13 protein-coding genes and 1 riboswitch are annotated in these 13,839 nt (G+C 61.5%); of the genes, 4 read left to right on the top strand and 9 right to left on the bottom strand.

Going from position 1 to position 13,839, the window contains the following annotated elements; translation table 11 throughout:
* Positions 1-18 precede the first annotated feature (18 nt).
* The 6 genes from FEZ60_RS09535 to FEZ60_RS09510 all read right to left on the bottom strand — a co-directional run bounded on the left by FEZ60_RS09535 (position 19) and on the right by FEZ60_RS09510 (position 7,181).
* Positions 19-204: a hypothetical protein gene (locus FEZ60_RS09535; protein WP_033231297.1), complete on the bottom strand. Its 186-nt coding sequence runs from the start codon at positions 202-204 to the stop codon at positions 19-21.
* Positions 205-251: 47 nt separating this feature from the next.
* Entirely contained in the window at positions 252-3,539 is a 3,288-nt protein-coding gene (locus tag FEZ60_RS09530; RefSeq protein ID WP_202025954.1) for an error-prone DNA polymerase, read from the bottom strand.
* 120 nt (positions 3,540-3,659) lie between these two features.
* A complete protein-coding gene (locus tag FEZ60_RS09525; protein WP_233365896.1) occupies positions 3,660-4,430 on the bottom strand; it encodes a (2Fe-2S)-binding protein in 771 nt (256 codons plus the stop codon).
* On the bottom strand, positions 4,427-5,194 hold the full coding sequence (locus FEZ60_RS09520) for an ABC transporter ATP-binding protein (RefSeq protein ID WP_095886626.1): 768 nt from the start codon (positions 5,192-5,194) through the stop codon (positions 4,427-4,429). The genes FEZ60_RS09525 and FEZ60_RS09520 overlap by 4 nt, the downstream gene beginning before the upstream one ends.
* The gene (locus FEZ60_RS09515; RefSeq protein ID WP_033231300.1) at positions 5,191-6,231 is read right to left on the bottom strand and encodes an iron ABC transporter permease; all 1,041 of its coding nucleotides are present in this window, start codon (positions 6,229-6,231) and stop codon (positions 5,191-5,193) included. The genes FEZ60_RS09520 and FEZ60_RS09515 overlap by 4 nt, the downstream gene beginning before the upstream one ends.
* Positions 6,228-7,181, bottom strand: a complete 954-nt coding sequence (locus tag FEZ60_RS09510) for an ABC transporter substrate-binding protein (RefSeq protein WP_172936204.1) — start codon at positions 7,179-7,181, stop codon at positions 6,228-6,230. Before FEZ60_RS09510 ends, FEZ60_RS09515 begins: the two co-directional genes overlap by 4 nt.
* A gap of 175 nt (positions 7,182-7,356) precedes the next feature.
* Positions 7,357-7,504: riboswitch (cobalamin riboswitch) on the bottom strand.
* 138 nt (positions 7,505-7,642) lie between these two features.
* On the opposite strand from FEZ60_RS09510, the gene FEZ60_RS09505 reads away from it, so the two are divergent.
* The 3 genes from FEZ60_RS09505 (at position 7,643) to FEZ60_RS32880 (ending at position 10,654) form a co-directional block, all read left to right on the top strand.
* On the top strand, positions 7,643-8,143 hold the full coding sequence (locus FEZ60_RS09505; RefSeq protein ID WP_033231302.1) for a hypothetical protein: 501 nt from the start codon (positions 7,643-7,645) through the stop codon (positions 8,141-8,143).
* 155 nt (positions 8,144-8,298) lie between these two features.
* On the top strand, positions 8,299-10,419 hold the full coding sequence (locus FEZ60_RS09500) for an MMPL family transporter (protein ID WP_172936005.1): 2,121 nt from the start codon (positions 8,299-8,301) through the stop codon (positions 10,417-10,419).
* A 112-nt stretch (positions 10,420-10,531) separates the two neighbouring features.
* Complete coding sequence (locus FEZ60_RS32880; RefSeq protein WP_255285219.1) at positions 10,532-10,654, top strand: hypothetical protein; 123 nt, start codon at positions 10,532-10,534, stop codon at positions 10,652-10,654.
* Positions 10,655-10,683: 29 nt separating this feature from the next.
* Here the strand turns inward: FEZ60_RS32880 and FEZ60_RS09495 are convergent, their stop codons facing one another.
* Genes FEZ60_RS09495 through FEZ60_RS09485 form a run of 3 tightly spaced genes read right to left on the bottom strand, consistent with a single transcriptional unit; the run spans position 10,684 to position 12,733 of the window.
* Positions 10,684-11,610, bottom strand: coding sequence for a sucrase ferredoxin (locus tag FEZ60_RS09495; protein WP_172936004.1), 927 nt, complete (start codon positions 11,608-11,610; stop codon positions 10,684-10,686).
* Between the two features lie 14 nt (positions 11,611-11,624).
* Positions 11,625-12,197 carry a YdeI/OmpD-associated family protein gene (locus FEZ60_RS09490; protein WP_033231305.1) on the bottom strand — a complete coding sequence of 191 codons (573 nt, stop codon included), beginning with the start codon at positions 12,195-12,197 and terminating at the stop codon, positions 11,625-11,627.
* Complete coding sequence (locus FEZ60_RS09485; RefSeq protein WP_172936003.1) at positions 12,197-12,733, bottom strand: hypothetical protein; 537 nt, start codon at positions 12,731-12,733, stop codon at positions 12,197-12,199. The genes FEZ60_RS09490 and FEZ60_RS09485 overlap by 1 nt, the downstream gene beginning before the upstream one ends.
* Positions 12,734-12,849: 116 nt before the next feature.
* Between FEZ60_RS09485 and FEZ60_RS09480 the strand changes: the two genes are divergently transcribed.
* The gene (locus FEZ60_RS09480; protein WP_172936002.1) at positions 12,850-13,680 is read left to right on the top strand and encodes an alpha/beta fold hydrolase; all 831 of its coding nucleotides are present in this window, start codon (positions 12,850-12,852) and stop codon (positions 13,678-13,680) included.
* The last annotated feature ends 159 nt before the right edge of the window (positions 13,681-13,839 follow it).

Here is a 13,839-nt window from a genome sequence, read left to right as displayed (position 1 = left end):
AGCGGGAAGCCCGAAACCTCACCATGCGCGCGCTGCGACGAAAATTTCCCGACGGACGCCCACAGTTGCCTCGACGAGTCCATGGACACCGAAAAGATACTCGAACAACAAGGCAAAGAATGAGAAAGAAAGGATGAAACCGGGGGTGAATGACACCACGTCGACGCCAATCACCAAAAGGGTGATATCGGGGGTGAATTTCATCAACTAAATTGCCAAACATGCGCTGGATACGCTAATCGTTTGCGCTGTCAGCAGTAATCCCGAGACTTCGCCGTGACACGGAGGTCCATGCGCTGCATCCGGTCTGCCACGACTGTCACAGCGCCTTCTGCGTTTTGCACTCTCCCCCGGATGAGGAGCGCCGGCGCCGTATTGGCCAGCTTTCGGTACTTGGCCCACAACCCCACCGAACACACCACGTTGACCATCCCGGTTTCGTCTTCGAGGTTGATGAACGTAACACCCCCCGCGGTTGCCGGGCGTTGACGGTGGGTGACCGCTCCCCCGACCAACACTCGATCACCGTCCGCAACGTCGAGCAGCCCGGACGCCGGGACCACGCCAAGTGCGTCGAGTTGCGGGCGGAGGAACTGCGTCGGATAAGTGTCGGGAGATACTCCGGTAGCCCACACGTCGGCCGCCGCCAGTTCGACGTCGCTCATCCCGGGCAAGGTGGGGGCAGTGACCGATGCCCCCATCCCGGGTAGTCGATCAGGGCGCTCCCCCGCTGCAGCGCCCGCAGCCCATAACGCTTCTCTTCGCGAAATTCCGAAACTACCGAGCGCACCAGCCGTCGCCAGCGATTCCGCTTGTGCCGTCGTGAGTTCCACTCTTCCGGTCAGATCGAGAAATGACGTGAACCGCCCGCCGAGAGTGCGCTGTTCTACGATCTTCTCGGCCAGTGCGTCACCGATACTGCGCACGTCGCCCAGCCCCAATCGCACTTCGAGCCCCGCCGCTTCGACGGTGGCATGCGCCAGACTGACGTTGACGTCCGCACCGTGCACTCGCACCCCGTGCCTGCGGGCGTCGGCGACAAGCGATTGCGGTGAATAGAACCCCATCGGTTGAGCCCGGAGCAGTCCGGCGCAGAACGCTGCCGGATGATGCAGTTTGAACCACGACGAGTAGAAGACGAGTGCGGCAAAACTCTGCGAATGACTCTCCGGGAAACCGAAATTGGCAAAGGCGTACAACTTCTCGTAGATACGGTCGGCAACTGCGTCATCGATTCCGTGAAGGTCGCGCATTCCCTGATACAACCGCGCGCGCAGTTGTTCCATCTTCTCGGTGGAACGCTTCGACCCCATGGCTCGACGCAGTTGGTCTGCCTCGGACGGCGTGAATCCCGCGACGTCGACGGCCATCTGCATCAACTGTTCCTGAAACAACGGAACACCGAGTGTGCGCTTCAGGGACTTTTCGAGCGAGGGATGATCATAGGTGACAGGTTCGAGTTTGTTGCGCCGACGAATGTAAGGGTGCACCGACCCACCTTGGATCGGACCGGGCCGGATGAGAGCGACCTCGACCACCAGATCGTAGAAGTTCCGCGGTTTGAGACGCGGCAGCGTCGCCATCTGCGCACGCGATTCCACCTGGAACACTCCCACGGAATCTGCCCGCTGGAGCATCTCGTACACCGCAGTTTCCTGCAGATCCAACTGCGCCAGATCAACGGTGACGCCTTTGTGCTCGGCTACCAGATCCATCATGTAGTGCAGGGCCGACAGCATTCCCAGGCCCAGGAGGTCGAATTTGACCAGACCTGCGGCAGCGCAGTCGTCTTTGTCCCACTGCAGGACACTGCGATTGGCCATGCGCGCCCACTCCACCGGGCAGACGTCGGCAATCGGGCGGTCGCAGATGACCATGCCGCCGGAGTGGATACCGAGGTGCCGGGGAAACCCCTCGATCTGTGCGGCCAGTTCCAGCACCGGGCGCGGTATATCCGTCTCGGCGTTCTTGTCGATGCCGCCCCACCGTCCGACCTGCTTACTCCACGCGTCTTGCTGTCCTTGCGAAAAGCCCAGTGCCCGAGCCATATCCCGCACCGACGATTTCCCTCGATAGGTGATGACGTTGGCCACCTGTGCGGCATACTCGCGGCCGTACTTGGTGTACACGTGCTGGATTGCCTCTTCGCGGCGGTCGGATTCGATGTCCACGTCGATGTCCGGCGGACCGTCGCGCTCGGGTGCGAGGAATCTCTCGAACAAGAGCTCGTTACGAACCGGGTCGACGTTGGTGATGCCGATGGCGTAGCACACCGCCGAGTTTGCCGCGGAACCTCTTCCCTGGCACAGGATGTCGTTGTTCTTGCAGAACGAAACTATGTCGTGGACGACGAGGAAATACCCGGGGAAGTCCAAGGACGTGATGACGGCCAGCTCGTGTTCGAGTTGTCGATACGCCTTCTCCGCACCCTCGGGCGGCCCGTAACGATCCAACGCCCCCGCCATCGTGAGCTCACGCAACCACGACGCCTCGGTGCGGCCAGGCGGTACGTCGAACGGCGGCAGTTTGGGGGCGATGAGCCTCAGATCGAAAGCGCACTCACGGGCCAGTTCGGCAGCTCCGCTGACCGCCTCCGGGTAGAGCGAGAACAACGACGCCATTTCCTCACCCGAACGCAAGTGCGCCCCACCCGTCGGAGCCAACCATCCGGCGGCGTCGTCCAGACTCTGCCGGGAGCGAACCGCAGCCATCGCCATGGCCAACCGGCGACGCGGGGGCGCCGCAAAATGCGCCGCCGTGGTCGCCACGGTTAGCAATCCCTGTTCGGCGGCAAGCTGTGCCAGAACAGCATTGCGCTCGTCGTCCTCCGGCAACCCGTGATGGGTGAGTTCCACCGCCACTCGGTCGGCACCGAAACGTTCGACCAGATCCCGCAAAGCCGCAGCGGCGCTGCTTTTCCCGCCGGCGGTGAGAGCTTGCCGCACATGACCTTTCCGGCACCCGGTCAGGATCTGCCAGTGCCCACCCGCAGCTTCGGTCAAGGTGTCGAAGTTGTACTGCAACTTCCCTTTCTCACCACCGGCCAGGTGAGCTGCCGCGATCTCACGGGAGAGCCGGCGATAGCCTTCCTGCCCGCGCGCGAGAACCAACAGGTGCGTCCCACCGGGATCGGCCGCCCCCACTCGCGGTGTGGAGTCCAAGGACAACTCCGCCCCGAACACCGTCCGCATTCCCCATTCTCGAGCAGCCTCGGCAAACCGCACCACTCCGTAGAAACCGTCGTGATCGGTGACGGCAATAGCTTCCAGGCCCAGTCGGACGGCTTCCTCCACCAACTCTTCCGGAGGTGAGGCGCCGTCGAGAAAACTGAACGCAGAATGGGCGTGAAGTTCGGCGTACGGCACGGTGCTGTTGCCGCGAGCGAGTTCACCGGCGGTGTACTCCCCACGCTTGCGTGACCATGCCGGGCTGTCGTTTCCGTCGCCGGGAAACAGATCTTCGTGCTCGACTCGGCCGGCGCGTCCCGACAGAACTCGTTCCATCTCGGACCACGTCGGCGGTCCATTACCCCAGCCCATACTTGCCTCACCGCTTGCGAACAGTGCCTTTGCGAACAGTCGCGATGCTGGGAGGGAAGACGCATCGTGCATCGAACTTATGTTCGATGTCTCCAAGTTTGGCAGCTCACCCGCCATCCGTCAAACAAGAGCGGCAAGCAACCCCACACGATCCTCGGGCGCACGCTTGGGGCAACTGGTGCACTTGGCTTCGCCTGGCACCTCGTAGATCAGGCAACACGACGCACGCTGGGTGAACCGTCGTCGACCCGCCGGCACCGATGTCAACGGATTCTCCACTCGCGCGGCGTTCGCCCCCGCGTTCACATCCACAAAACGAGGCCGCGGAATGGGCGCGCCCGCACTACGGAGGGCATCGATCAATCCAGCAGCGCAGGCACTTCCGCGCTCACGGCGTACGCCTGCCGCATCGAGCGCGCGGTTGGCAATGGAATCGGTGGTGATCGCCCACAACGCCTTCGCGCGCACTCCGGACACCTCGGCCAGCACCTCGATGACAGGCGTCAATGCCTCGTGCATCGCCCGAGCCAACTCGTCAACACCGACAGTGATCGGGATGAGAGAAGCAGCAACAAATCCCCCGAGATAGCCGTCGTCACGCAGGAAAATCCGGGCCCCGGACAGCGACGGATCGGCGGCAAAACCGGTGACCAACCCCGTTCCGAGCGGGATGCCGGTCAACGTGGAACTGGCCGAATACCACCACAAAGTGCCGTTGACCCGGCTCTCGTCACTTCCCCACCGCTTTGCCGTATCCGCGACGCGCGCTGCCATCCAGTCCGGGTCCGTCATCACCTCGGCCGGGATGGTCGCCGGATAAGCGTCGAGGCTTTCGAAAAACGGAACCGCCGCCGCCATCCGCGCGTAGATCGCGCCTATCTCGTTATTCACGCCAGCCCCACAATCTCCATCCGCGGACGCACCCCGTGCTCCACGCGGGCCTTGATCCCGAATACCTCGGCCAGCAACGATTCTTCCAGCACCGCAGCGGTGGGCCCACACGCCCGCAAGTTTCCCGCCTCGAGCACCGCCAGTCGATCGCAATATTCGACGGCCAGGCGAAGATCATGCATCGTGACCACCACGGCCAACCCCTGCGACGCCAACTCCGTGAGCAGCTCCATCACGATCAGCTGATGCCGCAGATCCAGATGATTGGTCGGCTCGTCCAACAACAGGATCTTCGGTTGCTGCGCCAGCGCCCGGGCAATGGATACGCGCTGACGCTCACCACCGGAGAGCGTCGCGACGTCCCTACCGGCCAGTGCCTCGAGACCGACCTGTTCGATGCACCGATCCACGATGTTGCCGTCTCGCTCCGTCGTGCGGTCCAGCCAATTTCGGTGCGGTGTGCGTCCGAGAGCAACGGATTCACGCACCGAAAGCCCACCGGACACCGCTGGTTCCTGAACGCTGGCCGAGACGGTTCGGGCAATCTCCCTGCGCGACAATGCCGTCGCGTCCACCCGATCGATCAGCACCGCACCACCGCTGGGAGTCAGCGCGTTGTAACAGCAACGCAGCGCCGTCGTCTTGCCACTGCCGTTGGGGCCGACCAAGCCGAGAATCTCACCTGCGGAAGCCTGGAAACCTATGCCGTGCAACACCTCACGATTTCCGAGCCGGGCCCGCGTGTCGACGAGTTCGAGAATCACTGCTCCAACCTCCTGTACTGCCGGTAGAGCATCCAGACGAATATCGGCGCTCCCACCAAGGCAGTGATCACACCCACCGGGAGCTCGGTCGATTCCGACACCGAGCGTGCCACCGTGTCAGCAGCCACCATCGCCACTGCGCCCAGCAATGCGGCGGCGGGAAGCAGACGGATTGCTCTGGTACCCACCACAAATCCCGCAAGGTGCGGAATCAGCAGTCCGATGAAACCGATGCCGCCTGCGACGCTCACCGCAGCGCCGGCCAGGACGGACACCGCAAGCAGTGACAACACGCGGAAGCGTCGCACGTTCATACCCAAGGCTGCGGCGCCGTCGTCGCCGGTCTGCAGGACGTCCATCCAACGCGCGCTGAGCAGCAACGCAACTCCGACGACAACAAGCGCGACGGTCGGGAAGATCAGCGTCGACCATCTCGAATCGCCGAATCCGCCTGCTATCCAGTGCATCACGGACGTCACGTGCCGATCGTCGGCCAGAACCAGAATGCAGAACGTGATGAGCGCCGAGAAGATCTGGGCCAGAGCAACTCCCACCAGGATGATCGCCGTGGGCTGAGGGTATCTGCCACCGATCACCAGGGCGAGGAACAGCGGGATCATCGCGCCGACAAAGGCCGCGACGGGAATCGTGAAAACGCCCAGGACACCGACACCGATACCCAGCACGGAAACCAGCACCACCATGAAGCCCGCGCCGGACGACACGCCGAGAAGGTACGGATCGGCCAAAGGATTGCGGGTGACCGCCTGCGCCACCGCACCTGAGAGCGCCAACGACGCACCCACCACGGCAGCGGTGAGGGCGCGCGGCAGGCGGGAGTCGATCACTATCGACTCCCGCGCCGCTGTCCACCATGTCTCGAAAGTCCCTGGTGCCAAGCGTGCTCCGACTATCGCCCACACGTCACCGACGGGAATGCGCACCGACCCGAACGACACCGCCAACCCCAGCATGGCTGCCAGGGCTACCAGCAGTCCGGCCAGCAGAGCGCCGTAACCGGAACGTGAAAGTGTCACTTCGCCGGGTCAGTGCCTGCAGTAACAGCACCCGGATGGAAAGCGCTCGCAATGGTCTGTGCCGAGCGCACCAAACGGGAACTCTCGAAGAGATCAGCAAGAGGCACCACGACAAATCGGTTCTGCGCGACAGCCGGAGTGGTTGCCATCAACGGCTGGGACCGCAGGAAGCCGATCTTCTGATCCGCTGTCTTGTCTCCGTAGTCGATGACGACGATCGCCTGGGGCGCACGCTCGGCAACAGCCTCCCAGCTTGCATCGATGTAGGGCTTGGCGCCTTCGGAGAAGATGTTTGTCACGCCGGAGTACTCGGCAACCAGTTGCCCGACGCCGACGCCACCGATCGTGGTCGGAACATCCTCACCGCTGTCGTAGAAGAACGCGGATACCGGCGCGGCATCGCCGAGCGACGCGCGGACTGCGTCAAGGCGAGAGCTGATCTGTTCGGCTACGGCGCGTGCGGAATCCTCGACTCCCAAGACCCGGCCGAGTTGGGTGTAGTCGTTCTCGAGCAGTCCGATATTGGGGAAACCGGTGCCGCAGTATTCCGAGAAGAGGAAGGTATTGATCCCTTTCTCGGCAAACGCGTCGCGTGATCTTCCCTGCTTCTCGTTGAATGCGCTGGTCATACCGCCGACAACGAAGTCGGGATCCACGTCAAGAATCTGCTCGGCACTCGGGAACGTGTCGGACAGACTGGGGATCTTGTTGAACTGTTCGGCTGTCTCCGCGGTGGGCGGGTTGTCGCTGTATGCCCGTCCGACAATGCGGTCACCCGCGCCGATCTCGATAAGTGCTTCGGTGACATGGCCGTTCAAGGACACAATTCTCTGCGGCGGCGAATCGAAGACCAGTTCACGGTCGCAATTGGTGATGCTGACCGGCTGAGCGAACGACTCCGTCGACGCGGAGTTTTCGGTTGCCTCACCTTTCGAACAACCGGCGGCCATCAACGCAGTCGCGATCAACACGACAACGGCGCGGGTGGGGGAAATCTTGAGTGACACGGGACCTCGCAAAAGGGCTCAGAGCCACGAATGAGAATCCTGGGAGAACACCCACCACGTATAGGGAATCCGCGGGCAGTGCTCTCGCTGGACTTCCGGTTCGTAGACCACGACGAATGGATGTCGCACACCACGCGGCGGGCATTCGGGCTCATTCGTTCTCGATGATTCGAGAACGAACCTACCGTTGCGGGTCAGCGCCGGAATTGGACCGGCTTCCCCCACACGCATGGCTTGCAAGTGCTTCCAGCAGTATGCCTGACACATCCGAACCGAATCGCAGGCGGCCTCGCCGCGTACATTCCGGACTCTCTCCAGAGCACGGTATTCCGCCACGGACCTCGAAAAAGGATTAGCATGCGGTACCACCGAAATTCGGAAACTCTGGACAGATCGGAATAGACGTGAAAAAGATTCTGAATTCCCTTTCCGAGGACGAATACGTGTTGATCCTCGAGACCAAAAAGGATCAGATTGCCGAACTCGACGAAGACGAACTGATCGCCCTGCACACGCGCATTCGTCGAGCCCGCAACAAGTACACGAAGTTGTACCGACGTGCGGGTTCGGCAAAAGTGGCCGAGAAGAAGGGACGCGGATCCGGTAAGTCGGCAAATGCGCGCAACGCCGGCAAAGCAGAAGTTTTCGAAGACGCGCTCAGCAGAGTGAGCCGCCGGCTGGCAGCGGTCTCGCGCCAGAGCGCCCGAGAGCTCAAGGACGAGCGGCTGGGCCGCGCTCGCAAGGACGCTCCGTCCTTCAGCGACATCGACACGGGTAACGGAAAGGTCGCGTCCGCGGGCAAGGCTCGCGTCGACGAAACTCGTAGTTCTCCGGGCAAGAAGAAGTTCGAAGCGTCCAGTATCGCCGCCGGTGCACGGCGTCAGGCCAAGAAGGACAATCGCTGACTCCACGCACCAGGTATTAGCCGATGTTGCCGCTGAACGTGACTTACGTTCAGCGGCAACGGTGTGTCATGCCCAGAATCCCTCCCCGGATACAGAATCCCTCCCCCCGATACAGTCGGTACGGCCATGTCCGAAAATTTCACCGGAGTTGATCAATGACACGCTGGGCCCAAACCGTCGTTTCCCGAAAATGGTGGGTGCTCTCGCTCGCAGTTCTCATCGTGCTGATCAGTGGCGTATGGGGTCTCGGAGTATTCGGAAAGCTCAGCCAAGGCGGGTTTGTCGACCCGGGAAGCGACTCCGCGAAGGTCGCAGCAATCGTCGAGGAAAACCTCGGACCGCAAACCGCGGACATCATTGCGATCTACACACCGACCGACGGCCGAAGTCTCGACGACATCGGCCCGGCGGTGACAGCCACCGTCGACGAATTCACGGCCAACGTCCCGACGGCCTCGGTGAAGTCGTATTGGACCGCCGACGCCGCGACCAAGGCAAATCTGGTCTCCAACGACGGAACGATGGGCGCGGTTGCCATCACCTTGGCACCGGATTCCGGAGTCACCTCCGCCACATTTTCCGATCTGCTCCCCACGCTCGAAGTGGAAGGCGCGCAAGCACAATTCGCTGGAAACACGGTAGTGGGTGTCGCCTTCAACACCACGCTGGAGAAGGATCTTATTGTCGCGGAGGCCATAGCCATCCCGATCACCCTCGTGCTGTTGGTCTTCATCTTCGGCGGTCTTGTCGCTGCAGCCGTACCGGTTTTTGTCGGAGTTCTGAGCGTGCTGAGCGCCTTGGCCGTACTGCGAGTTCTGACGTCGGTCACCGAGGTCAGTTCGTTCTCGATCAACGTGGCCTCACTGCTGGGGCTCGGCCTTGCCATCGACTACGGATTGTTTGTCGTCGGGCGATACCGCGAGGAGCTGAACTCCGGTTCCGAACCGGGTGCCGCAGCCACCCGCACCGTCCTGACGGCCGGTCGTACCGTGATGTTCTCGGGGCTGCTGCTGATCTGCGCGTTCAGCGGCATGCTCGTGTTCCCCCAAGCTGTGATTCGGTCACTCGGGTTCGGCGCCATCGCCGCCGTGCTGAGCGCGGCAGTACTGTCGCTGACCGCGGTACCCGCCTTGCTTGCCATTCTGGGCCACCGCATCAACTCGTTGACGTGGCGCAAGGGCGCAGCCCAACGCGGAGAAGAACGTTCACGCAGGTTCTGGGGTCGCGTCGTCATGTGGGTGATGAAACGACCTGTTGCCGTATCGATCACGATTGTCACCCTGCTTCTCGTACTGGCGTCGCCGCTGCTGGGCGCACGACTTGGCGAACTCTCGTACACCGCATTGCCCACCGACGACCCCGCTCGTACTGCAATGGACACGCTGGTCAACGAATTTCCCCAGACCGGGAACGGCGCGACACTGATCCTGCAGGCGGAGGGCGATACCGTACTCAACCCTGCCGAAGGCACGGCAATAGCCGAAGCCGCAAGCCAAGTCGAGGGCATCGCGCAGGCAACCGTCGTCGCGAGCACCAACTCGCTGATCGCAATCCAAGCGTTCTACAGCGAAGGATCCACGCCGCAGTCCCAAAGTGACGCTGTCACCGACCTACGCGAGATACCTGCGCCCGACGGCGCCGAATTATTGGTCGGCGGCGGGCAAGCCACCGTCGACGACGGCAACAACGCTGTCCTGCACTGGTTGCCGGTCATGATTCTGATCATGGTCGGTTCGACCCTGATTCTGCTGTTCCTCGCCTTCGGATCAATTGTGTTGCCCATCAAGGCTGTGCTGATGGCTGCCTTGAGCTTGGCAACCACCTTCGGCGTCCTCACCTTCGTCTTCCAGGAGGGCCACGGCGTCGAACTTCTCGGTGTCAGCCAGACACCGCTCGAAGCAACATTTGTTGTCCTGATCCTGGCCGTTGTCTTCGGACTGTCCACCGACTACGAGGTTTTCCTCATGTCGCGCATGGTCGAAGCGAAGAACGACGGCGCGACAACGGAAGAGGCCGTCAAGTTCGGCACCGAGCGAACGGGCCGCATCGTGACGGCCGCAGCACTGCTCCTCATCGTCGTGACGGGCGCTTTTGCCATGTCAGGTCTTGGAGTAATGAAGTTCCTCGGAGTCGGCATGATCGTGGCACTGATCGTCGACGCAACCATCATCCGCATGCTCCTCGTTCCGTCCCTGGTGAAGCTCATGGGCGAAGCAAACTGGTGGGCGCCGGCGTGGATGAAGAAAATCCACGCGAAGGTCGGCATCGGGCACTGACCCGCTCCTGGTTTTCCCCGATCGGGTAGTCATCCTCGAGGATGACTACCCGATTGCGTAAATGGATCTCTGGGGCGATGTTCTTCGGCGCCAGGGTCGTCAGACTTGAAGCATGACAATTTTCGAGTGGATTCTCACCGTCCCCGCCATCGCCGTCGGCGGGGCATTCCTGTTCTCAGGCATCGTCACGGCGGGACTGGACTTCGACGCCGACGACGGAATCCTGGTGAACTGATGTACGACTGCGACTGATCACGACTGCGACTAATTAAGAATCAGACCCGAACCCAGTTCGCGAACGGACGTGGCAACAACGGGCCGAACAGGTTTGGGATCCGCCCCACAGCTGGGTGGACGCGGAGCCAACTCCGACGTCTGCGTTTCCACTTCCCAACTCCGACCGTCGACGTGCTCGACGATGCACAGCTGACCACCCAGATCGTCCACAGTCAGATCGTCGATACCGCAGGGAATGTACTGCCGGACAGCAATTTCCGCGACCTGTCCCACCGAGTTCCACGGACTCCGGCCCCGCAACCCGGGAAGATGAACTTGACCGCTGACCGCAGACTCCACCGCCGCAAGGCTTTCCGCCCCGGACAGTCGGCCGTAGGTATAGCCACTGGGCAACAGGATCATCGACGGCGCAAACCGATGACCACCCGTATGCGAGCATTCCCACACGTTCTCACCGAACGCCGGAACCAGCTCCGCCGCAATCGGCCTGCCCAGAACGGCGCAACACTGATCACGTTTTCCGTGCGCGCACACCAGCACCACGGGTTCGTCGACCCTGACACCCAGTCCTGGGGCCGGCCCACTGAGCAGAGCGAAGTCGATGTCGAGAAGATCGAACGGCGAATCGATCTGCAGTCGTTCACACCACGAATCATCGGGATCGGAACGAGCAAGAAGCACCGTGTGACCGGCAGACAGTGCGCGACCGGCAGACAGCGTCTCGTGTCGACCGGGATGTCTGATGAACATCACACGCACGTCCGCAGCGTCCGCGCGTCGACTCAATTCGGTGGCAAGTTCCTCCCCGAGAGCCGTGCCGTCGAGAACATCCCGACCCCAGGCACCGACAAACTCGAGGCACACCCAACCACGCACAACGGCCGCCGTGCCTTCCAACGGTTCGTCGACGGCAGACAACGCTGAGCAGGTCTTGGCTTCGGTCACGAATGCCATTGTGTCAGCCCTCGTCAGTGAAACTTCTTACCCTCCTCGAGTTGGCTGATGAACTTCTGTATCCGGCGGGTCCTGGTCTCCGGGCGCTTCGCTTCCAACAGGCGATAGAAGATCGCGAACCGATTAGTCGAATTCAACGTTTCGTAGAAGGCCTGTGCTTGGGGATTCAAGGCCAATGCGTCGAGGAAATCCTGCGGCACCTCGGCTTTCGCGGACCCTTCGTACGCGCGCTCCCACCTGCCGTCGGCTTTGGCTTTCTCGATTGCAGCAATGCCCGCGGGTTCGAGCAATCCTTCACTCTCGAGCCTCGCGACAATCTCCACGTTGCGTTTCGACCACGGGCTACGCGTCGTGCGCGGCGAGAACTTCCGCAAGAAAAAGTTGTCGTCGACCTTCCTCGGCAGACTGTCGATCCACCCGAAACACAGGGCGACATCGAGCGCCTGGTCGTAGTCGATCGACGAATGGGGTGATGACTTCTTGGCCATCTTCAGCCACACCCCTGGACTCACGTCGTAGTTCTCGGATAACCACCGACGGAATTCCGCGCCGTCCGCAAAGTATTCGATATCCAGTTCCGGCGCCATCAGTACTCCTCTACCCGATTCCTACGGCCACCCGGCCACTGAGCTACCCATACTCTGACAAATCCCTGCGACAGATATCCGAGAGTTCCCAGTGCAAGCACCCATTTGCTGATGCTCACCGCTGTGGTGATCCGAACCGTCCTGTCGGTGATGTTGTCACGATGATCGAGCAGATACAGCCCGGCGATGTTCTCGACGTAGTCACCGGCAGCGGACAACACCGGCGCCGCGGCAAGCGCCTTGCGAACCGCCGGTGAGAGCGGGGTGCGCTCCCCCAACCGTCGGCCGGCGGCGCGCAATGCGACCGCGTAGATCGCCGGATGAACAAAGTCCGGGTAGTAGTGACTGCGGAACCGCGCCGTCTCCGCGCCGTCCATCTTCGCCAGAACCTCGCGGTACCGACGTGCGGAGAATGCCGTCTGCACCTCCAGAAACCGCGGACCCACCGGCCCCAGAAGTCTGACGATATTCGCCTGGGAGAGAACAAATACCGCGGACCACACAGCCATGGATCGCTGATTCGAAGTTTTGAACATGTCAGCAATCTTGCCAGTTGTGTGCGGCTTCACGTCAGTGGCGGCGTCCGGGTGAATGACTTGGACAAAAATGGGCATTCCCTGACGATCAGAACTGACCGATCACAGGAGTCCTCATGCCCACTGCCGCCAAGCCGACGGTACTTTTCATCCACGGATTGTGGATGCATCCCAGCGCGTGGGACCCCTGGGCCCAGGCCTTCGCCGAACGCGGATACGGCACCATGGCACCCGGTTGGCCTGGCGACGGCGCCACAGTCGGAGAATCCCGAGAACACCCCGAAAACATTGCGGGACACGGAATCGACGAGATCACCGAACACTATGCCAAGGTGATCGCCGACTTGGATGCTCCACCGATCGTAGTCGGACATTCCTTCGGCGGGCTTATCGCACAGAAACTTCTGGGTCGGAAATTAGCTTCCGCTGCAATAGCAATCGACCCCGCACAACCAAAAGGTGTCCTGAAACTTCCCCTCGTTCAGCTCCGTACCGTTCTACCGGTCTTGTCGAATCCCGCCAACTATCGGAAGACCTACTCGCACACCAGAGATTCCTTTCACAAATCCTTTGCCAGTGCAATCACCAAGAGTGAATCCGACGCTCTCTACGAGCGATACGTAATTCCGGCACCCGGGCAACCACTCTTCGAGGCTGCGCTCGCCAACTTCAATCCCCACAGCCCCGCCCACGTCGACTTCAACGCCGAACGCGGTCCGCTGCTGATGATCGGCGGCGGACAAGATCGAACGGTCCCGAAAGCCAGCACCGACAGTTCGTTCAAGATGTATCACAAAGCGCCAACGGTCAACGAGTACAAGGTATTCGACGACCGTGGTCACTCACTCACCATCGATCACGGTTGGCGTGAAATTGCGGACTACAGCTTGGCATGGTTGAGCCGCAACACAGCAGGCACTCAGAACGGTGGTGGGTCGTTGCCGTAGTCGACGGGTCTGTGGGGCACGTGCTTTCGGGGCACATGCTTTCGGGGTGTGGAGAGTTGTGCCGTCCGGTGTTGAATCTTGACGCGCCGGTGTTTGCGTTCACTTCGGATGTGGGCGGCTTTGTTTTCCAGACGAGTCCGTCGCGGTTTGCCGCCTTCC

It is taken from the genome of Rhodococcus sp. MS16 (assembly GCF_013277795.1).
GTDB classification, from domain to species: domain Bacteria; phylum Actinomycetota; class Actinomycetes; order Mycobacteriales; family Mycobacteriaceae; genus Rhodococcus_F; species Rhodococcus_F globerula.
Note: the sequence above shows the minus strand (reverse complement) of the source record. Positions and strands in the feature narration are given on the sequence as shown.